This window comes from Dyadobacter sp. NIV53, assembly GCF_019711195.1.
In the GTDB taxonomy this organism is placed as follows: domain Bacteria; phylum Bacteroidota; class Bacteroidia; order Cytophagales; family Spirosomataceae; genus Dyadobacter.
Window position 1 is genome coordinate 877,962 of the sequence record NZ_CP081299.1, and the last position, 22,641, is coordinate 900,602.

At 39.3% G+C, this 22,641-nt stretch carries 22 protein-coding genes; 12 read left to right on the forward strand and 10 right to left on the reverse strand.

The genetic code is table 11. From position 1 onward, the window contains the following. Positions 1–863: 863 nt before the first annotated feature. The 4 genes from KZC02_RS03485 to KZC02_RS03500 all read left to right on the forward strand — a co-directional run bounded on the left by KZC02_RS03485 (position 864) and on the right by KZC02_RS03500 (position 7,074). Entirely contained in the window at positions 864–2,291 is a 1,428-nt protein-coding gene (locus KZC02_RS03485) for a hypothetical protein (RefSeq protein WP_221392841.1), read from the forward strand. A 286-nt stretch (positions 2,292–2,577) separates the two neighbouring features. Beyond that, positions 2,578–4,143, forward strand: a complete 1,566-nt coding sequence (locus tag KZC02_RS03490) for a sialate O-acetylesterase (protein WP_221392842.1) — start codon at positions 2,578–2,580, stop codon at positions 4,141–4,143. Positions 4,144–4,285: 142 nt separating this feature from the next. Beyond that, on the forward strand, positions 4,286–5,626 hold the full coding sequence (locus tag KZC02_RS03495; RefSeq protein ID WP_221392843.1) for a hypothetical protein: 1,341 nt from the start codon (positions 4,286–4,288) through the stop codon (positions 5,624–5,626). A 270-nt stretch (positions 5,627–5,896) separates the two neighbouring features. Next, positions 5,897–7,074, forward strand: a protein-coding gene (locus KZC02_RS03500; protein WP_221391970.1) for an IS3 family transposase whose coding sequence is annotated in 2 segments (ribosomal slippage) — positions 5,897–6,167 and positions 6,167–7,074 — 1,179 coding nt in all. Because the reading frame shifts where the segments join, the coding sequence is not laid out codon by codon here. 94 nt (positions 7,075–7,168) lie between these two features. Here the strand turns inward: KZC02_RS03500 and KZC02_RS03505 are convergent. Next, positions 7,169–7,945, reverse strand: a complete 777-nt coding sequence (locus KZC02_RS03505; protein WP_221389948.1) for an IS5 family transposase — start codon at positions 7,943–7,945, stop codon at positions 7,169–7,171. Between the two features lie 360 nt (positions 7,946–8,305). On the opposite strand from KZC02_RS03505, the gene KZC02_RS03510 reads away from it, so the two are divergent. Together KZC02_RS03510 and KZC02_RS03515 are read left to right on the forward strand one after the other, a co-directional pair. Further along, complete coding sequence (locus KZC02_RS03510; RefSeq protein WP_221392844.1) at positions 8,306–8,665, forward strand: hypothetical protein; 360 nt, start codon at positions 8,306–8,308, stop codon at positions 8,663–8,665. A 556-nt stretch (positions 8,666–9,221) separates the two neighbouring features. Then, a complete protein-coding gene (locus tag KZC02_RS03515; protein ID WP_221392845.1) occupies positions 9,222–10,331 on the forward strand; it encodes an acyltransferase in 1,110 nt (369 codons plus the stop codon). A 147-nt stretch (positions 10,332–10,478) separates the two neighbouring features. On the opposite strand, the gene KZC02_RS03520 is transcribed toward KZC02_RS03515, so the two are convergent. Beyond that, the gene (locus KZC02_RS03520) at positions 10,479–10,592 is read right to left on the reverse strand and encodes a helix-turn-helix domain-containing protein (RefSeq protein ID WP_310590399.1); all 114 of its coding nucleotides are present in this window, start codon (positions 10,590–10,592) and stop codon (positions 10,479–10,481) included. Positions 10,593–10,911: 319 nt separating this feature from the next. On the opposite strand from KZC02_RS03520, the gene KZC02_RS03525 reads away from it, so the two are divergent. Next, positions 10,912–12,243 (forward strand): amidohydrolase, encoded by a 1,332-nt coding sequence (locus KZC02_RS03525; RefSeq protein ID WP_221392846.1) that lies wholly within the window; start codon positions 10,912–10,914, stop codon positions 12,241–12,243. 49 nt (positions 12,244–12,292) lie between these two features. On the opposite strand, the gene KZC02_RS03530 is transcribed toward KZC02_RS03525, so the two are convergent. The 5 genes from KZC02_RS03530 to KZC02_RS03550 all read right to left on the reverse strand — a co-directional run bounded on the left by KZC02_RS03530 (position 12,293) and on the right by KZC02_RS03550 (position 17,896). After that, positions 12,293–12,601, reverse strand: coding sequence for a hypothetical protein (locus KZC02_RS03530; protein WP_221392847.1), 309 nt, complete (start codon positions 12,599–12,601; stop codon positions 12,293–12,295). A 224-nt stretch (positions 12,602–12,825) separates the two neighbouring features. Further along, positions 12,826–13,215, reverse strand: a complete 390-nt coding sequence (locus KZC02_RS03535; protein ID WP_221392848.1) for a DUF1398 domain-containing protein — start codon at positions 13,213–13,215, stop codon at positions 12,826–12,828. Positions 13,216–13,385: 170 nt separating this feature from the next. After that, a complete protein-coding gene (locus tag KZC02_RS03540; RefSeq protein ID WP_229253978.1) occupies positions 13,386–14,165 on the reverse strand; it encodes a helix-turn-helix domain-containing protein in 780 nt (259 codons plus the stop codon). Positions 14,166–14,775: 610 nt separating this feature from the next. After that, entirely contained in the window at positions 14,776–17,052 is a 2,277-nt protein-coding gene (gene katG, locus KZC02_RS03545; RefSeq protein WP_221392849.1) for a catalase/peroxidase HPI, read from the reverse strand. A 226-nt stretch (positions 17,053–17,278) separates the two neighbouring features. Continuing rightward, positions 17,279–17,896, reverse strand: a complete 618-nt coding sequence (locus KZC02_RS03550) for an FMN-dependent NADH-azoreductase (protein WP_221392850.1) — start codon at positions 17,894–17,896, stop codon at positions 17,279–17,281. 260 nt (positions 17,897–18,156) lie between these two features. Between KZC02_RS03550 and KZC02_RS03555 the strand changes: the two genes are divergently transcribed. Beyond that, a complete protein-coding gene (locus tag KZC02_RS03555; protein ID WP_310590466.1) occupies positions 18,157–18,423 on the forward strand; it encodes a winged helix-turn-helix transcriptional regulator in 267 nt (88 codons plus the stop codon). A 137-nt stretch (positions 18,424–18,560) separates the two neighbouring features. On the opposite strand, the gene msrA is transcribed toward KZC02_RS03555, so the two are convergent. Next, positions 18,561–19,052, reverse strand: coding sequence for a peptide-methionine (S)-S-oxide reductase MsrA (gene msrA, locus KZC02_RS03560; RefSeq protein ID WP_221392851.1), 492 nt, complete (start codon positions 19,050–19,052; stop codon positions 18,561–18,563). 193 nt (positions 19,053–19,245) lie between these two features. Between msrA and KZC02_RS03565 the strand changes: the two genes are divergently transcribed. Together KZC02_RS03565 and KZC02_RS03570 are read left to right on the forward strand one after the other, a co-directional pair. After that, a complete protein-coding gene (locus KZC02_RS03565; RefSeq protein WP_221392852.1) occupies positions 19,246–19,401 on the forward strand; it encodes a hypothetical protein in 156 nt (51 codons plus the stop codon). Between the two features lie 32 nt (positions 19,402–19,433). Continuing rightward, on the forward strand, positions 19,434–19,790 hold the full coding sequence (locus KZC02_RS03570; RefSeq protein WP_221392853.1) for a glyoxalase superfamily protein: 357 nt from the start codon (positions 19,434–19,436) through the stop codon (positions 19,788–19,790). Between the two features lie 258 nt (positions 19,791–20,048). On the opposite strand, the gene KZC02_RS03575 is transcribed toward KZC02_RS03570, so the two are convergent. Next, complete coding sequence (locus KZC02_RS03575) at positions 20,049–20,198, reverse strand: hypothetical protein (RefSeq protein WP_221392854.1); 150 nt, start codon at positions 20,196–20,198, stop codon at positions 20,049–20,051. A 5-nt stretch (positions 20,199–20,203) separates the two neighbouring features. After that, complete coding sequence (locus tag KZC02_RS33220) at positions 20,204–20,500, reverse strand: type II toxin-antitoxin system HigB family toxin (protein WP_221394929.1); 297 nt, start codon at positions 20,498–20,500, stop codon at positions 20,204–20,206. Positions 20,501–20,720: 220 nt separating this feature from the next. Between KZC02_RS33220 and KZC02_RS03585 the strand changes: the two genes are divergently transcribed. Next, complete coding sequence (locus KZC02_RS03585) at positions 20,721–21,461, forward strand: SDR family oxidoreductase (protein ID WP_221392855.1); 741 nt, start codon at positions 20,721–20,723, stop codon at positions 21,459–21,461. 202 nt (positions 21,462–21,663) lie between these two features. Continuing rightward, positions 21,664–22,572 carry an AraC family transcriptional regulator gene (locus tag KZC02_RS03590; RefSeq protein ID WP_221392856.1) on the forward strand — a complete coding sequence of 303 codons (909 nt, stop codon included), beginning with the start codon at positions 21,664–21,666 and terminating at the stop codon, positions 22,570–22,572. The last annotated feature ends 69 nt before the right edge of the window (positions 22,573–22,641 follow it).

Sequence of the window (22,641 nt, forward strand, 5' to 3'; positions counted from 1 at the left end):
ATATTGCTTTCCGAAGGTGAAACTTGCGAAAAATTATGGTTCGTTAGTAGCGGACTTGTGAGAGGCTATTATGGATCGCATGATCCTAAACATGGCTACCAGGAAATCACGGAATGGTTTGCCACGGAAGAAAATTTTTTTTCGCAGCAGAAAGTTTTATTCAGAATGTCCCTTCATCGGAAACGATTGAACTGCTCGAAGATTCCGAACTTGTATACATCACTAGAAACGATCTATATGACTTCTATTCAAGTGTACCTGAGGTGTGTAATCTTGGACGCATTATGGCCGAGCGTTATTGGCTGCTGCAAAAGGAGCGCCTTCGCGACATGCGTCTACATTCGGCAGAAGAAAGACTATAGATTTTTCAGTTAAAGTCAAAACACCTTTTTCTTCGTGTCCACCAGCGTTACATTGCTTCGTTCCTGGGCATCTCCGAAAACTATGTGAGCAAGCTGAAGGCAAAGCGGGGATAGACTTCACAGTTTTAATGGTCACAGCCCTACATTTTTATTGTAAGGCTACCGACCCGTTTTATGTCCAAAATTTCAATCAGACTTACCTCCTCGTGACGGCCCCTTATTCATTATCGGCCAACAAGTTTATGTCGTCTACTGCCTGATTCATTGAATTTTTAGAATATGCAAAGTCATAAATTTTCTGGGTTTTTGTAGGTACGAATCTGGGAAATAACATTTTTAGTATGAATATTTCTGCATTTATTTGCACATAAACAAAAATCGTATGAGAATTAAATTAAAATTATGCCACTTACTCAAGATTAAGTAAAGAGGTCATTGCCGGTAATAATTTCCAGAGCTAAGGATTGAATTATAATTATGTAAACTTAAATCTAACTAATCATGAAGAGAGCGTTCCAAAAATTGTCCTTTATCATTTTACTGTTTCCAATCGCAAATTCGGAAGCAATATGGATAACGAAGATTCCTTTCCCGAGTTTAATATATCAAGAGGATTCACTATCAAATAAATCAATTAAGCCCTTACATCCAATGGCAAAATACAGGGATATGATTAAGGGATCAGCCAATTACATTTCTAGAATTAATCCGCAACAGTTATTAAATAAAAATAAAATTATCCCTGAAATGGGAACAATATCAAAACGTGGGCAAAAGGTAAGTTTGGTAGCCTTTGGCGGTGGGCTAACTGCCGGGGTTTCTAATGGAGGACTTTATCGTGAAGGCCAACAATTTGCATATCCCAATTTAGTCGCCATTCAAATGGGTATTACAGACTTCGAAGCCCCACTTTTTGAAGAATCTGAATCAAATGGAACGGGTTTTTTAATTTATGATGATAAAAATTCAGAATTACCCCGTTGGAAGGAAGTAAGTAACAACATTGCTGCTGTTCAATCCGGAATTCCACCGAAATTCACCCCTTATCAGGGAAAGGTAAATAACTGGGCTTATCCAAATGGCGGAGCTTCAAGTGCAGGCCATACGCACAGGATCGATGAGAGAAGCCTTCCTTTGTGGTTTGAATTTCATCCATATCTATGGAGATTTTTGCCCGAGAAGGAGAATGAACAAATCTCCGCAATAGATTTTGTAAAAAAGAACCAACCTTACGATCTTGTCTTTATAGAAGATTTTTTTGATAATTGGATAAGGCTTTTACAAAATACCCCTAATATCAATTTATATGATTTCTATCAATCTCAATTATCAATCGGTCATATAGAAAACGCTGCTATTTACCAATTAACATCTGATTCTAAAAAGGCAGTATTATTTACTGTGCCGAGGTATCAGACACTACCTTACTTCAACTGGTATAAGACGGATGCCGCAAATGAGAATGTAAAAATATTTGTAGCAAACTATAAATCAAACCTGGTGGAAGATACAACAAGACCTAAATATTTTTTACCATCCGAAAATGTGGATAAATTTTTTCAAGGTGAGGCGGTTTTATTGACAGATCAGGATGTTATTACCGAGTTCGAAGAAAAACTAAGTGATCCAGAGTGGAAACATGGGCACAATATTCAACTTCGAGAGATGGCAGCAAAAAATAATTTTGCCATAGTCGATTTGGCCAAACTCTACTCAGATATACATAAGGGAGCATTTGTAACTGATGACGGATTACAAATTGATGGTTCTAGGAAGGGAAATTTTTTCTCGTCTGACGGCATTTATCCATCACCGTTAGGTCAAGCCGTTATTGCAAATGAAGTAATTAAAGCCATTAACAAGGCATATGGTTCGCGAATCCCGTTAATTATAACCAAGGATATTTCAAGTGCTATGAATTTGAAATAGTTGGGTTTTTAAGAATAAATCAAAACTGTTGGTAAAATAATATTCATCCAAAATTCTGACCTTATATTATGAAAATTTTAATGATTTTTTCTTAACACTGTTCGTTATAGGGTAAGTTTAACCCAATCGTCGGCCCAGTATATTCGCTTGGGATATCCAAAAAATAGATCTGTCCTACAACGAAATGATGCAAACACAGCCGTAGTTACCATTGCGGGACAATTATTGTTTACCAGTTCTTCGGCCCCTTCCGGAGCAGCAATAACCTATAGATTTAGTAAACTTAATGCTTCCAGGTGGAACTATTTCAAGCGAAACCTGGCAGACTTTATCAGTTTCTGCAACAGGGATGTTTTACCTCTTACTTAGCCGTGGTATTGGCTGGTACAGTCTTGAAATTAACTATAATGGAATATTTATGGACAGGGTAAAATTTGGAATAGGTGATGTGTATATTGTCGCAGGCCAGTCCAATGCTCAGGGATATGGAGAGAATGGAAACTGGATATTACCGGCACCTGCAAACTACCCCGAATGGATAGTTACCGGCACCCAGGATGGTAATTGTACGAACCTATTACCCGCCGACTCCTATAATACAATGAATCAGATCTCCGGGTTTTCAAAACTTGCCCCTACCGGAAATAATTCATGGTGTTACGCGGCTTTAGGCAAAAAGCTATCAGAAGCCGCTGGTGGAATGCCAATTGCATTTTTTAATACCGCGTCCGGTGGCAGTACAATTAAGCAATGGTACCAAGGTTCCCAAAACCAGCCAGCACCTAATGCATACACATCAGGTGCCCAGTTCTGTGATGTTCCGGGATATACAGGACCATACATTGGTCAGCCCTACACTCCCCTAAGGACGGCTTTAAATTATTATGCCTCACTTTACGGGGTTCGGGCTGTTCTCTGGCATCAGGGTGAAGCAGATGCGGATGCTAAAATAAGTGATGCTGTTTACAAGATTGCCACCAGTAGCGAGTACCAAACAAAACTGGAAGCTGTAATTGCAAAATCAAGAGCGGATTTTGGGAATACTAACCTTGCCTGGATCATTTCAATAGCATCCATCATTAATTACAAAGCTCCACTTGATCTGGTAAGAAATGGTCAGATAGCAAGTGTTAATGCCACATTAAAACGTTTTACCGGTCCCGATACGGATTATTTTAACGGCATTCCTTCACAAGCCTATAGAAAAGACGGGACACACTTTGAAAACAGTGCTACCTATCACTTTGGGTTGGACTCTCTGGCAGGTAAATGGTTTTCAACAATTGGAAATAATGGATATCGGATTTTGGCTGGGTTCGTTCCGAACGTAACATATACCTACAATTCGCTTGCGGAGACCCGGACACTTACTGCCCCTGCTGGATATGCAGAATATCGATGGGGGACAAATATTAATAATCCCATTTCGGGGGCTAATACCAGGTATTTTTATCCTACTTCCGCACAAGGCATCAAATGTTTTATAAAAGATAGCAATGGTAACTGGCACATGTCCACTGAAATAACTGTAATGGCCACACCAGGAACCAGAATTAGTGCTGAGGAAAAAATGGCTGAAGATTTTGGCACGGATTTAACTCTTTATCCCAATCCGGTTGACAAAGATATGACCATTGAATTTACGGTACAAAATGCGAATAGCCAGGTGCTTTTAGAGATTGTTGATATAAATGGCAGAGTTATTAAAACTATAGTTGAAAACCCCCATAGTAAGGGAAGATGGAAATATCAGGTAAATAATTTTTCTGAAACATCCGGCGTCATTTATTTTTGCAGATTAAAAATTGATGAGCTATCCCTGGTCAAAAAAATAATTACTGTGAGGAATTGAAAAATAAGTAACTTTTAGGTCGATATACAACTGAACTACATTTTCCGGTTCAGTTGTATGTTACTCAAAATATCAAGCCCAAACGAATGAATCTCAGTTACCGTTTTTATAAGCCAACCGTACTGGTCACCAGCCTTTTGATATGAATAGAAAATTAAATCTTTTAATTAGTTGTCTTTTAATCGTACTCATTTCCTGCAAAAAAGAAAATGATGTATCACCGGCGGATGCTCAATTCCTAAAGGCTGTGTGGGTTAAAGGAGCATCGGAAATACAACTGGACAATGCCTCCGGTGTGATCCTGATTACCTTACCGGAAAGCTATACCAGCGATATCGTTTATCTGGATTTGGATCTCGCTGCGGGTGCAACCCTGGAGGCTAATCCTTCTTCTAAAAGGATTGGGTTTTATTTCAAAGGAGCTTATCCCAAACCATTCGTTATAGAGCGAAAAAACGGAGATCAAACCTCCACAGACCTATACACGGTGTACGTCGAGCATACAGGGAAATTATCCGCTGTGATTACCTCTGATATGCTTTTGTATCCTGGCCAAGAGGATTATGGTATTACGTATATAAAATTTAATTCGGGGATCGGAACGGTACCCGGGAACCCTGAAAGTACGAAAGTGCCCATGCCCACATTGACAGGTTCCGAAAGTAGCATTTATATTCCGGGGAGGTATGACGTTGGCCTTTCTTATCTTTCCTTTAAAAATGCCTCCCCATTATTTTATTCCAAAAATATCACATTAAGCCTTTCATATGGAGAAAAGAAATTTCAATTTGCTGAGAAACCACAAATTAAAAGGGCACCGCTCAGCGCAAGCATTAGTTCGATTGACATGCTTTTTAGGGCATTGCCAAAAGATAAGAAAATTGGTATTGCAGGTGGCTTTTTTCTTCCCAATCTAAAATATCAGATAAAAGCTGAAAACGACTTCATGGAAAATGCCCTTTGGCTTAAGGCTAATTATTTAAACAATTACTCTCTTGATTTTGAAATTCCCTCACAAATGGCAGACGGCATCTATTTGTTAACGTTCTATGAAGATGACACGCCCATCAAGTCAATCAATTGCACCGTTACCAATGATTCCACCCAAACCGGAATCGGGCAAATCTGGACAGAGGAGATGGATTGCCCAACCGAGGTAATCTTTGATAATCCGAAGCGGATAACCTTAAAGAAAGGAGACATTTTTTACGTAAACCCTCATCCCTTAGAATTCCAAAGCCAATATAACCCATTGGATAAGTACAAAACTCTCCCAAACCTGGAACTTAAAACAGGCAGCGAAATATCGATACTAACGCCAATAGTCAGGGCCGACTGGTGTTTTGGTGATCACTCAGTATTTGTGTACTATGGCGAGTATAAAATCCCTCAGACATTACCTCAGGGAAAATATGAAGCGCGGTTGATTTACCCCAACTCAGGCCCGTCATTCCCATATCCCTATTTACTAGAGGTACAGTAATGACTTGTTTGTAATAGTCCTGTCTAGACAAAGGCAGTGGAAAACTATGTTATCTCAATTAGGAATTGCTTATGTAAATTACAAGACACTAAGCAAAACGGCAAATGATATATGTTAAAGTATTGTCTATTCAGGAGTAAAAAATGATCAGTTATATCAAAATTATTGGTGAAACATTTCTTATTATATTTAGTAGTTATACAGTAATTAATGGACTTGCTACCTTTAAGCGGACACTGAGTTAAGGGAAACTTTTATAACTTAACACTTATGTCTGGAGAAAGAAGAGTATTTGACAAGGAGTTCAAACTAATGAGTGTTGAACTAAGCAACAGCCGCACAGACCTTAGTGCATTGGCAAAAGAATTAGATGTTCCGCCGGCAATGCTATACCGCTGGCGCAGAGAACTTTCTGCGAAACAAAATGGCAGCTTCCCTGGCAACGGAAAGGTGATTTTGAGCGAAACGGAACAGGAATTGGCCCGGCTAAGGAAAGAACTTCGTGACACACAACTTGAACGAGATATCTTAAAAAAGGCTGTCGGCATTTTCTCCAGGAGCGATGGCAAATATTCCGGTTCATAAAGGATTACCGGAAAATATTTCCCATTGAGAAAATGTGCATGGTTTTTAAGGTAAGCAGAAGCAGGTTTTATACTTGGTTGAGCAGTGAATTATCAAATGCAGCCATTGAAAACCAGGCTCTTACTGAAAAAATCAGGGTTATTCATAGTAAAAGTAAACAAACATACGGAAGCCCCAGGGTCACTCGGGAGTTGATTAAGCAGGATGTAAAAGTGTCTCGTCCGAGGGTTGCCAGACTGATGAAAAAAGCAAAAATAAGAAGCATTGTTAAGAAAAAATTCCGCATCACAACGGATTCTGAGCATAAATATCCGGTTGTGGAAAATAAGCTTAACAGGCAATTCAAAGTGGATAAAATAGCCACTGCGTGGGTATCTGATATAACGTATATTAAGACGACACAAGGCTGGCTATATCTCACCATGATACTGGATTTAGCTGATAGGAAAATAGTAGGATGGGCACTTAGCTCAACCATGAAAGCCATTGATACTGTGATACCTGCATGGAAAATGGCTTGTAAAAATAGAAGTATTACAAGTGAATTAATTTTCCACTCGGATCGGGGAATTCAATATGCTTGCAATGAATTTAAAAGCTTGCTGGATAAAAACCCCCTTGTTATTAGAAGCATGAGTCGAAAGGGAAATTGCTGGGATAATGCGGTTGCAGAGAGCTTTTTTAAGACTTTAAAAGCAGAATGTGTTTACCAAAATACCTTTATCAATAAGCAGCAGGCGGCAGTAATTGTATTCGAGTATATTGAAACCTGGTATAATAAAAAAAGGATTCATTCTGCTCTAGGATATGTCTCACCGAAAGAATTTGAAGAACTTTTAAACAAACAGAAAATTGCGGCTTAACCATTTGTCCGCTTAACTATTGCAATTCCATAATAAGTTACAAGAAAATGGAAAAAAAATATCCAATTAGTACTCCTAAGAGTGTGTTGGGAAATTAAGTTTGGTTTTTAAGACATATTCGTTGTAACATTAATTGGGTATTTGCTAAATATAGCCATGCAACTGACGAAGATGTGGTATATTCATAGTCTTTGACTAGCCTGCGGAAATAATTAGTCCAAGATATGCTTCTTTCTACCACCCACCGTTTTGCCACTGGAACAAATCCTTTTGCTGATTCTGGACGGGAAGCTTTTTCAAAATCGAAACCAAATTCATTTATATTTTTAGCAAATACGCCGTTATACGCTTGGTCTCCATATATTTTTTCAAGACGATCACTATAATACAAAATATGTGGTACTAGTGCTAGAGCTGCTGGTCCATCTCCAATATTACCTGCGTGGACATGGGCAGCCCAAAGGCGACCACCGCTGTCAACAAGTAACTGTCTTTTACGCCCGTTAACTTTTTTGTTTGCATCAATTCCACGATCTTCAAAAATTCCTGGTGACAGTTTAACACTTTGACTATCAATGCAAAATATGGAAGGATATTCTTCTCTTTCTTGATTTTTTCTATCCAGTTGATTAACGACGCGGTTGATCCTTTCAAATAATCCATTACGTTTCCACTTGTCAAAATAATAGTAAACAGCTTGCCAATTTGGCCATTGAGCAGGAAGGTTTCTCCACTGACAACCAGTTCGGACTACATAAAGTAAGGCATTCATCACCTGCCTAAGATCTAATTTTCTTTTTCTTTTTAAATTAAAAAATGGTAAAATTGCCTCCCATTGGGGATCGGTCAGTTCCAAAAACTGTTTGTTCACATCTTTGAAGTTTGGTCACAACAAAGTTGATACGATCCCTAATATTTTCAATATCCCAACACACTCTAAAATTATTTTTTCGGGATTTTGTAGTATTGCTCTTGGGCTAATTCTTATTTGCAAATCCTTTTAAATTATATTTTTTTCTGAATAGCATCAAATTAGAACTACGACTATTGATACTGTTTATTTTAACTGGTAATAAGGCTATCAATAAATATCATACCGTTTGAAAACCTGAATTTTGAGGGGAACGAACAGACTACATTTTAATATTCGAATACCCGACAAATTAAGGATAGGTACCGTGCCAGGTACAAAAGCTCATCATCCCTATGATTTGAGTAAAATAAACTAAATGTGTGGTTATCCTTAATTGAAAGAATAGAGTCATTATTGGCCATATATCAGGATGAATTACCAGATCTGGAGAATTTATTCCTGCACGAATTTAAGATTATAACTGGTCAAGATTTAATAATTTATATCCGGTTAGATCCAGGAAAACGTCCAAAGAAAATTCCCAAAAAGTGGTTAGATAGGAATGTAAACAGTGTACAAATAATTTTGGACTTAGTCCAGGCCAAAATTGAGAAAATAGATTTGGATAATAATATTTCCAGTATCGATAATATTATTATCGAGCAGATCAATAATTACAAAAGGATAATTTTGAGAGATGCTTTGCAGGCAGAAGTTTTATCTATAAAATCGACTTGAATATACCTGAGTTCATTAAGCGGATATCAAAACACATAAAATTTGAGTAATCAGAACAGGCTGCAAACTCGAAGGCCATCTTCTGCACTTAGGCTTCTTCCATGGATATTCTTTGACCTGTGTCGTCACAACACTACTGCCAGACGCAACTAAAGTGGCCGATATTCCTCTAAAATCTCTCACTATAATCAAAATCCCAAATTCATCTTTAACGTATTCATAAAATTCTGCAGATGACCAGTGGAATTACACACCACGAGAAGCAAGATTCCATCGTTCGTGCAGGGAATTGTTATTAAGGCAGTTGATTTTTTTCAACTTTCAGTTTTGAGCCCATTAATAATGCTGATGGGTCTATCAGCCAATTTCGATATTGCCGTTCCTTTTCATCTACTTTAAAATAGGGCAACACATTAGGATTGTTAATTTATAAATCTTCAATATCAATATGGAACACTCCCCAATTTGATCGGATCATAAATTTAGATACCTTGTCAAAACAGTAAATCAGCCACTATCATCACCTTAAATCCAACCTAACGGGATAATACATTAAATGCAAACCAGCAAACCCACCACAATAATCCTCCAAACCAAATCCCATTTCGAAATTCTCGATGGATTAAGAGGAGTTGCCGCCCTGGCCGTCGTAACATTTCATTTTATGGAATGGGTTTATACGGATCCCAGCAGGAATTTTATTGGACATGGGTTTTTGGCTGTCGATTTCTTCTTTTGCCTTTCGGGGTTTGTGATCGGATATGCTTATGACGATCGTATAGCGAAAATGGGCGTTCTTAAGTTTTTTAAATTGAGGATTATCAGGTTGCATCCGCTGGTGGTAGCAGGATCTGTATTAGGCCTGCTGGCATTTTTGTTCGATCCGTTTGGCGGCCATCCCGAATTGTACAGCACCGGTAAGATCATTCTGGCATTTTTGTGTTCTGTCCTGCTAATTCCCTTGCCCGTCATAGCCGACCGTGGTTTTAACCTGTTCAGTTTCAATGCTCCGTCGTGGTCGTTGTTCTGGGAATATGCTGCCAATATTGTTTACGCAATTGGGCTTTACCGTATCAGCCGTAGCTTCCTGCTGTTGCTGACCATACTTTCGGCTGTGGCAATCTGTGTTGTAGGTTATCGTTCCGGCAATTTACTGGGCGGATGGAGCGGCCCAACTTTTTGGGACGGAGCTGCCCGGATTTCATACTCGTTTTTAGCAGGATTGCTTATTTACCGTGCCAATTGGATCATTAAAAATAAGCTGGGATTTACGGGGCTGGCTATGTTATTGCTCCTGGCCTTTATCATGCCATTTTCAAAATGGAACTGGTTATCCGAGCCTCTGGTCGTACTGTTTTACTTTCCCATACTGATCGCTTTGGGCGCAGGGGCTACTTTAACGCATGGATTAAAAAAGGTTTGTTTGTTTTCGGGAAAGATCTCCTACCCGTTGTACATGACTCATTATGCGGTGTTATGGATGTTCGGTAATTATTACACGAGCCATAAACCGGGTACCACACAACTGGCTCTCATCATCATAGCCGGAATTGTGCTGCTCGTCGGAGCCGCGTACCTGGTCATGGTCATTTATGATATCCCTGTAAGGAAATATTTAAGCAATAAATGGAATGAAAAGGTTGCCAAACAAACGATAGGTATTTAATAATTACGAAAAAATAACCTAAGCAATCTAGTAAATAGTATTGTGCAATTTTGCCACAAAGGCACTAAGACACAAGAATTAAGTATATAAAAACATGCAAATCAACGGTTCGTCGTGTCTTAGTGCCTTGGTGGCAAAAATCCCTGGCTAACCTTCTGTAGTTACCAATTCCTCAACATATTCAGGAATATCAGCCGGTTGGCAGTCAAGTACTTTACAAATAGCATTCGCTTTGCCTGTTTTTAATGAAATAATCGACAATTTAATTTCCTCATCACTATTAATCCCGTATTAAAAAAACAGAAACTACCAATCCAAAAAAGTTTGATTTCATTAACTTTACCAAATGAATACCAACACAGAATGTGTCGCAACGGCATTTCGTAGTCACGATTTATAATTAAAAGGCTTCAAAATTCGCGAGATTAACGACCTATCCTATCCTGCGCTTTTCCAAGGAAGAGATTTTTTAAATAGTTTTGCAGGTATATGCCAGTGTATTTACTGAAGAATTTATTGGAAGCCGGGACCGCACCGACGGCAAGTGTTACAGTATTTATTTTTGTGTAAAATATAAGTTATGGAACCACGATCAATTTCCCGAAAAAGTTTTATTAAAAGTTCGGCCGTTATACTTGCAGGTGGTTCGTTTATTGGGACTACACCAGCAGCTACAAATGAGGAAGAAGCAAAGCCAGTCAAAACGGATAAGTCTTTTACTTTAAAAAACGTAAGGCTTGAAACAGGTTTTGAATATGATGAAGAAGGCGAAGTTGTGCATACCAGAACTGATCTGTTTCATGTACAGATCGATGATGGAAAAATTAAAGCAATCCTTCCCAATAAACCTGATGCAAATGCTATTGACGCAAAAGGACTGCTTATGCTTCCGCCATTCAGGGATATGCACATTCATCTTGATAAAACTTTTTATGGACTTCCCTGGAAAGCTAAGTCGGCCAGGAATAAAACAGTAAAGGATATGATTGCTTACGAACAGCAAATTATACCTGAACTGCTTAAAACTTCAACCGCCCGCACGGAAAAACTCATTGAGCTTTTACAGTCGCACGGTACAAATTATGCGAGATCTCATGTGAATATAGAGCCCACTTCCGGACTTAATTCCTTGAAAAATCTTCAAAAAGCTCTTGAAAACAAGAAAGATTCATTCCAGGCTGAGCTGGTTGCATTTCCCCAGCATGGCATATATTATACGAAGTCAGAAGAACTGATGAAAGAGGCTGCCAAAATGGAGATTGATTTCATTGGCGGACTGGATCCTTACAGTATAGACGGGGCAATAGAAAAACACATGGATTTTGTTGTTCAGCTTGCACTTGACAACAACAAAGGCATTGATATTCATCTGCATGAAAGTGGCGAATCGGGTATAAAAACAATCAATTACCTGATTGATAAAGTAAATGAAAATCCGGTATTGAAAGGCAAAACATTTGTAAGTCACAGTTTTGCACTTGCTAACCTGGATAAAGTTAAAACAGAAGAAACGGCTGAAAACCTTGCCAATGCGAAAGTAGGAATTGCGTCTACTATTCCGTTCGGAAGTACGATTATGCCGATTCCGCTATTATACAAACACGGCGTGGATGTCGTGGCCGGAAACGACTGTATAGTAGATTGGTGGAGTACTTTTGGCACCGGAAGCATTCTTCAGAAAGCCAACCTTGCAGCACAGTTATATGGTTACCGTACGGAATTCGACCTGTCGAGAATCCTGAAACTGGCTACTCATAATGTCCTTCCACTGGATGACAAAGGAATCCAGAGCTGGCCGAAAGCAGGCGACGAAGCCAGTATGGTTCTGATCGACGCAAGCTGTTCGGCAGAAGCAGTTTCCAGGGTTTCACCCGTTAAATCACTGATTCACTGTGGGAAAATTGTGTATTGAAGTTTTGTAAAAAGCTTGTAAGTCGCAAAGAATGTCTATAACTAAACTATTAAACCTTTAATGACTTACTTTTCGATAAACTTAATAGCAAAGGTACTCCAACAATGTAAGTCAGCAGTCCGAATGGTATTAAAACTATAACCCCTGTCATACACCCAACATTTTTATCTGCCATTCCATCTATTGATACAGTCATTGCATAAATTGTATTCAAAAGTCCGATAATAATGAAAGTAATTCCTAGAACAATTTTCTCGCCAATTGAAATAATTTTTCGTTTTTTCCAATAATTGATGAATAAAAACAATATTCCAATTGGCAATAAAATTAACAGCGAAGGTAAAATCAAAATTTTCATTTTTTGATATTTTAAATTACTATCGAATTAAGTTTTAACGATAAATATGGTTTATTTATTTGTCAGGACGACTTGGATGAAATTTTACTGATAGAGACTTTGGGTTTGGGATTTGGAGAAATCAGGGAAAGGTCCTCCTGATTACCAAAAACCCGATTGAAAAGCAAAAGATAAGGATTTGTTTATCAGACATTCTTGCAGTAAACCCATTTTGCAGGCAGTTTTTATTGTGGTATTTGTTCTATCAAAATTTTACAGCCTGCTTTGTCATAATAAGTACAGGTCATTTTGTCCATACAAACCGACCATTTTTCAATACCTGACTTTGCACAGTCGCTACAGAAAGTTAGATAGTCCGTTTTGCCTTGTTGATGTGCCAAGATGTCTGTTTTAAACTGTTCAACGTTTGAAACTTGGGGAATTGTTAAAGTTTCATACCTGGCAACTGACGAAGTTTTATAATCATTCGCACCATAATAGTCGGTATGACCGTCAGTCACAAAAGTTTCATAAAAGGTAACGCCCAATTTTTTGATGTCCTGAATGTATGCAGGAAAATCTGCACCTGATTTCACTTTACTGTGAACCGCTTTAATTTGTTCTACTGTAAACATTTTTTCTTTGCTTTAATTGTTAAACGATTATTTAAATTACGAGCAACCATAATGCGTTGGGCTGTCAAAATGATTGTTGATTTAGAAGTCCCTTTTTCATTGCCTTTATAATAAGATTGCAATGCAAAGGTGCAACTGCTAAAATGCCCGTAATTGTAAAAAATCGTTTTTTACAAAAGGCGTTTGAAATTTTCGGGTGTGTCGCCTGTGAAATGTTTAAAGTCTTTTATGAAATGAGCCTGGTCGAAGAAATTGTTTTCGTAGCAGATTTTGGTCAACGTTTTGGTTTCGTTTAGATTGTCAAGAACTGCGTTGAAACGAACAATAGAAGCAAATTTTTTGGCTGTTGTTCCAACTACTTTTCTAAATCGCTTTTCAAACGGGCTTGGGCTAATAGATAGTTTTTCGTTCAATTCTTTTATGCGGATAGTTCCATTACTTTGATAGATAAGTTTAACCGCTTCAAAAATTAATCTGTCAGTTTGTACATCTTTAAGTTGCGAAACTAAAAACTGCTCAACAACTTTTACTCGCTGTTTGTCGGTAGTTGCAATGGTCAATTTTTGTTCTACTTCTGCTACACTTTTTTTATCGAAAATATCAGTAAGTGAAATGCTTAAATTGAATAGTTCGTTGGCAGGATGTGAAGCAAATTGGGTAAATCCAATTTCTGAGAAGTAAACCAATATAGTTCCGATATTGGCCGAGTTTTTGAAAATTTTGTAACCGTCAGTTATTCCTGTAATACCTGCCGTATTCAATTTACTTTCCATATTATTTTTTACGGCCGCAAGTTGTCCTTTGTATTGAAAACCGATAACAAGTCCAGAAGAAGGGAAAACTTTATATTCATTTTCCAATTCGTTCTCCGACACCACAAAATATTTGATGTAGGGTTTTAGCAGGTCGTTTGGAAAATATTTGTCAAATTTCATTCGTTTGTCTTTCATAAAAAGGGTTTGCAATATTGTTTTTTACGTTTCAGCGCTTTGGGTTCTGACAGGGAATCGAAGCACAAAAGTTCATATTATTACCATAGTTTAATTGAGAAACTGCCGTTGAATTTTGCACTTCTGCCTGCCTGACGCAAAACCTTTGATAGTGGTTCGTTGTATGTCCAGCCCATCTCTGAATCCTAATTTTAAAAGTATTTCCTTAATCTCCTTGTCAGATTTTGATTCAGATGCACAAAATGCAGGAATGTCAAGAGACTTTGGAAATTTTTGAGTTAAGAACGATTCAAAATTGAATTCTGTCTTATAAATTCTCAACTGATTAAGTTTTCTTAATTTTCCAAGACATGTTAATGATTTTAAAGTCTAATCAGTGGCCTGTGCCCTCACAGGACGATTACCTGATTTGAAATTCAACTATATAATATGAGACCTGAAAATAATCTATAAACAATACAAATACACATCTCTATTATTTGAATTCATACAAGAGACCTTCAACGTTTTCAATCTATCTCACAATCATATTAAAAACACCCACCAACCCAAAAAAGGGACATCTCAAAATCCGAGACATCCCTTTTTAAAACAATATTTACTTTACAAATCAAGCCAGATCAAACCGGTCCAGATTCATCACTTTACTCCAGACTGCAACAAAGTCCTTAACAAACCTATCCTGTGCATCCGCACTTGCATATACTTCTGCAATAGCTCTGAGTTCTGAATTGGAACCAAATACAAGATCTGCACGGGTAGCAGTCCATTTCGGTTGGCCGGTTGCACGGTCACTTCCCAAATACAATGATTGGTCATCAGACATAGCTTTCCAGGCAGTACGCATATCAAGCAAATTGATAAAGAAATCGTTGGTAAGCTGCCCCGGACGTGAGGTGAAAACACCATTTTTAGAACCATCAAAATTGGTATCCAACACGCGCATACCGCCAATCAACACGGTTAACTCCGGCCCTGTCAATGTGAGCAATTGTGCTTTATCTATCAGCAATTCCTCAGTAGATGCAGTGAATTTTGCTTTTTGGTAATTACGGAAACCATCCGCAACAGGTTCCAGATAACCTACGGATTCCACATCAGTTTGTTCCTGAGAAGCATCCATACGGCCGGGAGTGAAAGGAACGGTAACGGTATTTCCCGATGCTTTTTCAATTCCTGCATTACCGGCAATTACGATCAAATCTGCAATAGAGACTTTCTTGGCTCCTGCCTGATTAAATTCTTTTTGAATGCCCTCGAGAACATTCAGTACTTTTTGCAGCTGTGCGGGATTATTCACCTTCCAGTCTTTTTGAGGAGCCAGACGTACCCGGGCACCGTTAGCGCCTCCACGCTTGTCAGAACCACGGAAAGTACTTGCCGAAGCCCAGGCAGTAGACACCAGTTCAGATACACTAAGTCCTGATGCCAATATTTTTCCCTTAAGGTTTACGACATCAAAATCCTGTATCAACTCATGGTCAACGGCAGGGATTGGATCTTGCCAGATCAGAACTTCGTCCGGTACATCGGTGCCCAGGTAACGCGCACGAGGCCCCATATCGCGGTGCGTTAATTTAAACCAGGCACGGGCAAATGCGTCTGCAAATGCATCAGGATTTTCCAGGAAATTCCGGGATATCTTTTCGTACGCCGGATCAAACTTTAAAGCAAGATCGGTTGTAAGCATCGTCGGTGCGTGTTTTTTGGCGCTGTCATACGCATCAGGAATAATATCCCCTGCATTTTTTGCCACCCATTGGTGTGCACCGGCCGGACTTTTCGTTAATTCCCACTCGAACGCAAACAGGTTTTCGAAGAAATTATTACTCCATTTTGTGGGTGTAGTCGTCCATATTACTTCAAGCCCGCTGGTTATCGCATCAGCGCCGCTACCAGAGCCATAACTGTTGCTCCAGCCCAGTCCCTGCGATTCTACACCGGCAGCTTCCGGCTCCTTCCCTACGTGGTCAGAAGGCGCAGCGCCATGTGTTTTACCAAAACTGTGTCCACCGGCTATTAGTGCAACCGTTTCTTCGTCATTCATCGCCATCCGGCCGAATGTTTCACGAATATCCCTGGCAGAAGCAACCGGGTCAGGATTTCCGTCGGGCCCTTCCGGATTTACATAAATAAGGCCCATATGTGCTGCACCGAGAGGCTTTTCGAGATTACGCGAATGGATGTTGCGGCCAGGATCTTCATCCGAAGAAACTACACCATGTCCGTCAACCCCTGCCGAACCGTCTGCATAACGATGGTCGTTGCCCAGCCAAGTCGTTTCCGATCCCCAGTAAACGTCTTCATCCGGCTCCCATACGTCGGCACGTCCACCGGCAAAACCGAATGTTTTAAAACCCATCGACTCAAGCGCAATATTACCGGTAAGGATCAGCAAATCTGCCCAAGAAATTTTCTGTCCGTATTTCTGTTTGATCGGCCAAAGCAATCTGCGGGCTTTATCCAAACTCACATTATCAGGCCAGCTGTTCAACGGAGCAAAACGCTGCTGTCCTGCACCTGCGCCACCACGGCCATCACCCACCCGGTACGTACCAGCGCTATGCCACGCCATGCGGATAAACAAAGGACCATAATGCCCGAAATCAGCCGGCCACCAGTCTTGTGAGTCGGTCATGAGTGCATGAAGGTCTTGTTTCACAGCTTCGAGATCAAGGCTTTTGAAAGCTTCGGCATAATTGAAATTATCCCCCAACGGGTTCGACAAGGTAGAGTGCTGACGAAGGATACTAAGTTTAAGCTGGTTAGGCCACCAGTCACGATTCCTGGTTCCAGCACCGCCTACCTTTTGCTTTACAGCGCCATTCTGGTCCATAGTGCCGTTATGAAACGGGCATTTACTGATGTCGTTTGATTCGTTTTCCATTTTTATAAGTTCATGTGTTAAACTAAACCTTTTCCGTACCTGATATTTTGTACAGGCCGATAAAGTTATAATATCAAAAGAAATAATCACAATCAATTAATTCTATGTTTCGATAGGCAGAATCTATGTGAAGCATTCTGTCGGGGATCATGAAACTTAAAACCACACCCCCTTCTGCTTTTGACTTTTAAAAACTAAAATAAGCAGATTTGTACAAAACTGTTCATTACCAGGCTGATAGCTGAAATTTATCAATGGTTTCAAATGCTTTTTCCAATGCTGTATCCTTTATTCCGGGAATCCCCATTCCTTCCACCCTGAAAAAAGTCAGGTCTGTTATTCCAATAAAACCAAGAACTGTTTTAAGGTAAGGCTCAACAAAATCGTTTGCCTTAAACGGACCTTCCGAAAATATTGCCCCGCTTGAAATAGCAACATAAGCTTTTTTACCCGTGACGAATCCCATCGGCCCGTTTTCGTCGTATTTGAATGTAATACCTGCCCTCACTACCTGATCTATCCAGGCTTTTACTGAAGAAGGAATTGAAAAGTTATAAGTTGGAACATTTATCACAATAATGTCAGCATCAAAAACCTCCTGTATCACTTCATCCGAGAGCCTGACAGATTCTTTCTGTGAGTCGGTCTGATTGTCTTTTGGCGTAAAAAATGCTTCCAGCTGGTCAGCATGAACATGTGGAAAAGGAAGTTTGGTCAAATCCCGCGTTGTAATCTCCGCTCCTGAATATTCATTGCTGATTTTTTCTATCAAAGCATTACCCAGTTTATTACTAAAGGAAAATTCGCCCCGCAGGCTTGAAATAATATTTAAGATCTTTTTCATTGTTTTGCTTACGTTAAATTTCAACAAAGCTATGGTGATCAGATACTCAGAAATCCGGGGTTTCCCAAAGTATACCGGTATACTTTGGGAAACCGGTATAAAAAAGAAAGCGAATTTTAAGTAGTTTTGTAACTATGGAAAAGATGACAGAAGATAAAAGAAAATGCCCTGCACACGCATCAACGGAAAACTGTTCGAGGATGCTATTACCGATAAGGGATGCACTGGACATACTGAGTGGCAGGTGAAAGTTACAGATAATACTTTCCTTAAAATTCGGTAAAAAACGCTTTAAACAAATACAACGAGAAATACCCGGCCTGACGCCAAAAATGTTATCGAAAGAATTAAAGGAATTGGAAATGAATGAACTGGCCTTAAAGGAAGATCATGATAATTTTCCAGTTTTAATTGAATATGGCCTTACACCATATGGACAAACTTTAAGCCCCCTTATTGGAGAATTACACGCCTGGGGCACCGCACACAGGAAAAGAATATTTAAGCAGGAATCAGAATTGGCCTGATAATCACCAGAATACTACCAGTAAGTCTATATTCTAAAAAAGGAGCTGCATATCCATCATCAAAAACGGCCATGAAATTTGTGTTTTCATAGCCGATTTTTTTTACGAAAAGAAACAAACTAATATACCTTTTGAAATCAATTCAGTTTCCAGCTGGGCCTTTCAAAGTGGCAGGTATATCCGCCGGGATGTTTTTGCAGGTAGTCCTGATGTTCAGCTTCTGCATTCCAGAAATCAGTTGCAGGTACAACCTCCGTAACAACTTTCCCGGGCCATACGCCGGATGCATCCATTTCCGCAATCAGTTCATTTGCTACCTCGCGCTGGTTTTCATCCTGGAAGAAAATAGCCGAACGATAGGACAACCCGATATCATTTCCCTGCCTGTTTCGTGTTGTCGGGTCATGGATCTGGAAAAAATATTCAAGTAACCCGCGATAGGATAATTGTGCAGGATCAAACACAATTTCAATACCTTCTGCATGCGTTCCGTGATTCCGGTAAGTCGCATTGGGAACGTCGCCACCTGTATATCCTACTACCGTTGAAATTACACCTGGATAGTGCCTGATAAGTTCTTCTACTCCCCAGAAGCAACCTCCTGCCAAAATGGCTTTTTCAGTACTCATATCATTTATTTTAATGTGATAAAGCTATAGTACAAATTCCATGCCTTCCCGCCTTCCTGACATCTGATTGAAAGGATATGATCAGATCGTTTTTTTCTGGATAAATGATATAGCATCCTGATTTTCAAGACAGAAAGATGTGTGTTAATTCTAGTTTTGATTATCTTTATATCAAAGTTAACAATTGATCATTATGGCTGAAGCGTTAATTATTACCGGAATCATTCTTATGTATTACTGTGCAAAGGAAATGCGTTACCCTAAACCAAGTCTGGCCAGAGCTGTTAACTCTGCACTTTTCTGGCCATTTTCAATATTTTTTAATACATACAAAAGGAGTAAAGAATAGTATAAATTCAAAAGTATTTCCTGATCTCCATCATGAAACCTGAATCCGTCATTCCAGTTCTTTATTCGGAAGATATCCGAAAAAGCATAGCCTATTACACCGAAACGCTGGGCTTTGAGGAAAGCTGGGAATGGGATGATAATCCAACATTTGGAGGAGTGAACTGGGGCGATGTGCGGATATTCTTTTGCAAACAGGATCAGGGGAATCCCGGAACCTGGCTTTGCATCAATGTTGAAAACGTAGACGAGTATTTCGAATTTATTCAGAAACGCGGCGCCAAAATCCTTTCCCCTCCGGATGACAAACCATGGTTCATGCGGGAAATGCTGGTTTCGGATCCTGACGGGCATATAATCCGTTTCGGGCAAGGTATTGAATGTGACTAGTTTTCAACATTTACTCAGACCGCAATGCCTTCACCGGATTCATCAACGCTGCACTTACTGACCTATACGCGAGAGTGAGCATTGCAATAATAAAAGTAACGCCGATTGCACCCAAAATATACTGGCATCAAGCTTGATATGATATTGGAAATCAGACAGGTATTTGCAAGTTCCGTTTGCTTTAATCGCATTTCATACATCCGTAGAGATATCATTTCAGGTAATGTCTCGGGCATTGCGGTACGATGGTGTTTACGCTCAAAATTCTGCGCTGCGAGTGCCATATTCCTGATCTGATTCCAAAATAGTCAGATTGGCTTCGCCTTTATCCATAAGCAATTCTATTTTATTCATAATACCTTCATATTCAAGCTCATTCTTGATCGTAAAATCAGCTTTTTCTATCATTAATTTTATTTTTTATATTTTATAAGCATTGGATCTATACGATCGTATTCCTTATGGGAACCAATTAACTTGATATAGACTGTCCTGATATTAAAATGTATGGCAGCTATTAACCTATAATTGTTGCCGCCAATGTCAAAAATAAATCGGTCATTACCGACATAGTCTATAGCTGAAAACGTAGCCTTCACTTCTGCAAAGGAATTCCAATTTGCTCTTTCAGTTTCAATGAACCATTTCTCTAAGGCAGATTTAGATCCGGGATGTTTAATGGAGAACTCACGAATAACTTTGTATGCAATGCAATTACAACCACAGGTTTAGTAAAAGTAAAATAATTTAGAAATTCTAAAATTTAATTTCTATGTATATATCTAAACTGATTAGCAGTTGGACTGGTTTTTTGAATTAAGTCACCATTTTACCACGAATGCGATTCTGGCTACAGCCTTTACAGTTTTGACTACAATGCATTTTCCTTTCCTATGGAAATTTGTAACTTAAAATAATTGCTGATATAAGATGAAAAATGAAATTGAAGGAAAAGTTGTAGCCATCACCGGAGCAAGCAGCGGTGTAGGAAAAGCAACTGCAATCATGCTTGCCGGACTGGGTGCAAAAATCGTGTTAGGTGCAAGGCGATTGGATCGGTTAGAAGAAATTACATCTTTGATTACTAAAAATGGCGGCGATGCAGTTTACAAAGTGACTGATGTTAGAAAGAAGGACGACCTGATAAACCTGGTGAAGCTTGCTTGCGACCGTTATGGAGGACTTGATGTGATCATTAATAATGCTGGAATGAGTCAGCTCTCTCATATTGATGAGCTGGATCTTGAAGGCTGGGAACAAATGATTGACATTAACCTGAAAGGCACATTATATGGTATTGCTGCGGCTATTCCGGTTTTCCATAAACAGGGTTCAGGCCATATCATCAATATAATTTCCACTTCTGGAATAAAGATCGTACCGATGCAGGGCGTGTATGCCGGAACAAAAAATGCAGTCCGCACCATTACAGAAGCCTTACGCCAGGAATCTAAGGGCAGGTGGCGTGTGACCGGTATCTCACCGGGTTATGTCCAGACGGAATTTGCTGATAACCTTAAAAACGTTCAAATGAGGGACCTTATCAAAGAAAAAATGGAAACACTTGCCATTTCGCCGGATACTATTGCGAGTGCTGTTGTGTTTGCGATCGGACAGCCCGCCAGTGTTGACGTAGGTGATATTGTCGTTCGCCCAAGTGTTCAGGATTAATTGTTAATTTAAGGACAAGTAAATCAATGAATGGTTTTGCTTCACTGGTGATTAATTTGACAGGTATAATATTTTGGACCTGATTGCAGGATTATCAGGATTGGCTATTGACTGATGTCAGTTGTTACCGTAGCTCATTTGGGTAGACCTAAACGAGGACATTTTAGACAGAAAAAAGGTATTTCTTTAAACCTGAATTATTATGAAAAAGCTTCCACTTCATCACTACGACAACATATCCTCACTTATGCGGCGGCTTGAACAGCCTAAGCCGCTGCATCCGCTCGTGGCACTTATCAATTACGACCAGGTGAAGGTCCCGCTCGTCGATGCAGGAGATAAATTTTCTCTTGCATTTTATAAGGTTTCTTTCAAAACTGATTTCAAGGGCAAAGTGAAATACGGACATGGTTACTATGATTTTGAAGAAGGTGGGCTTGCATTTCTAGCGCCAAACCAGATCGTGACCATGTCAGATGATGAACAAAGCTATGAAGGATATTCCCTGTTTTTTCATCCCGACCTGATCCGGAATTATCAGCTGGGCAATACGATTGGTGAGTATGGATTTTTCTCTTATTCTGTGTCCGAAGCGTTGTATTTATCCGAAAAAGAAAAGTACATTATCGCTTCTTTATTTGAATCAATTGCAACCGAACTTAATAACAACATTGATCATTTCAGCCAGGATGTGCTCGTTTCACAGATTGAACTGCTGCTGAATTACAGCAACCGCTATTACAACAGGCAGTTTATAACACGAAAGGTTATTTATAATGATATGATCAGCAGCATGAACACCTATTTATCCAATAGGTTTGATTCACAGAAATCTCTTTTAACCGGACTCCCAACGGTTCAGGAAATCTCCGATCATTTGCAGGTTTCACCACGATATCTGACAGATATGTTAAAATCACTCACCGGGCAAAGTGCACAGCAGCATATACATAACCGGCTCATAGAAAGAGCTAAAGACATTTTATCCAATACCAACCTGACCATCGCCGAAATTGCTTACGACCTGGGTTTTGAACATCCGCAATCTTTCAATAAATTCTTCAAACAAAAGGCTGATATGTCCCCATTGGAATTTCGGGCAGGTTTTTGAATTAGTGTATAAACATTCAATGTTTATAATTTGTGAAGCAGGAAATTCTTGTAAAACCAGTATAGTGCC

What these genes read in the sequence shown, in the direction of transcription:
- KZC02_RS03540 (WP_229253978.1), bottom strand. Translation starts at nt 14,165, where the DNA reads ATGAAAGACAAACGAATGAAATTTGACAAATATTTTCCAAACGACCTG.
- KZC02_RS03525 (WP_221392846.1), top strand. Translation starts at nt 10,912, where the DNA reads ATGGAACCACGATCAATTTCCCGAAAAAGTTTTATTAAAAGTTCGGCC.
- KZC02_RS03530 (WP_221392847.1), bottom strand. Translation starts at nt 12,601, where the DNA reads ATGAAAATTTTGATTTTACCTTCGCTGTTAATTTTATTGCCAATTGGA.
- KZC02_RS03535 (WP_221392848.1), bottom strand. Translation starts at nt 13,215, where the DNA reads ATGTTTACAGTAGAACAAATTAAAGCGGTTCACAGTAAAGTGAAATCA.
- katG (WP_221392849.1), bottom strand. Translation starts at nt 17,052, where the DNA reads ATGGAAAACGAATCAAACGACATCAGTAAATGCCCGTTTCATAACGGC.
- msrA (WP_221392851.1), bottom strand. Translation starts at nt 19,052, where the DNA reads ATGAGTACTGAAAAAGCCATTTTGGCAGGAGGTTGCTTCTGGGGAGTA.
- KZC02_RS03490 (WP_221392842.1), top strand. Translation starts at nt 2,578, where the DNA reads ATGCTTCCAGGTGGAACTATTTCAAGCGAAACCTGGCAGACTTTATCA.
- KZC02_RS03570 (WP_221392853.1), top strand. Translation starts at nt 19,434, where the DNA reads ATGAAACCTGAATCCGTCATTCCAGTTCTTTATTCGGAAGATATCCGA.
- KZC02_RS03590 (WP_221392856.1), top strand. Translation starts at nt 21,664, where the DNA reads ATGAAAAAGCTTCCACTTCATCACTACGACAACATATCCTCACTTATG.
- KZC02_RS03585 (WP_221392855.1), top strand. Translation starts at nt 20,721, where the DNA reads ATGAAAAATGAAATTGAAGGAAAAGTTGTAGCCATCACCGGAGCAAGC.
- KZC02_RS03575 (WP_221392854.1), bottom strand. Translation starts at nt 20,198, where the DNA reads ATGATAGAAAAAGCTGATTTTACGATCAAGAATGAGCTTGAATATGAA.
- KZC02_RS03495 (WP_221392843.1), top strand. Translation starts at nt 4,286, where the DNA reads ATGAATAGAAAATTAAATCTTTTAATTAGTTGTCTTTTAATCGTACTC.
- KZC02_RS03485 (WP_221392841.1), top strand. Translation starts at nt 864, where the DNA reads ATGAAGAGAGCGTTCCAAAAATTGTCCTTTATCATTTTACTGTTTCCA.
- KZC02_RS03515 (WP_221392845.1), top strand. Translation starts at nt 9,222, where the DNA reads ATGCAAACCAGCAAACCCACCACAATAATCCTCCAAACCAAATCCCAT.
- KZC02_RS03550 (WP_221392850.1), bottom strand. Translation starts at nt 17,896, where the DNA reads ATGAAAAAGATCTTAAATATTATTTCAAGCCTGCGGGGCGAATTTTCC.
- KZC02_RS03565 (WP_221392852.1), top strand. Translation starts at nt 19,246, where the DNA reads ATGGCTGAAGCGTTAATTATTACCGGAATCATTCTTATGTATTACTGT.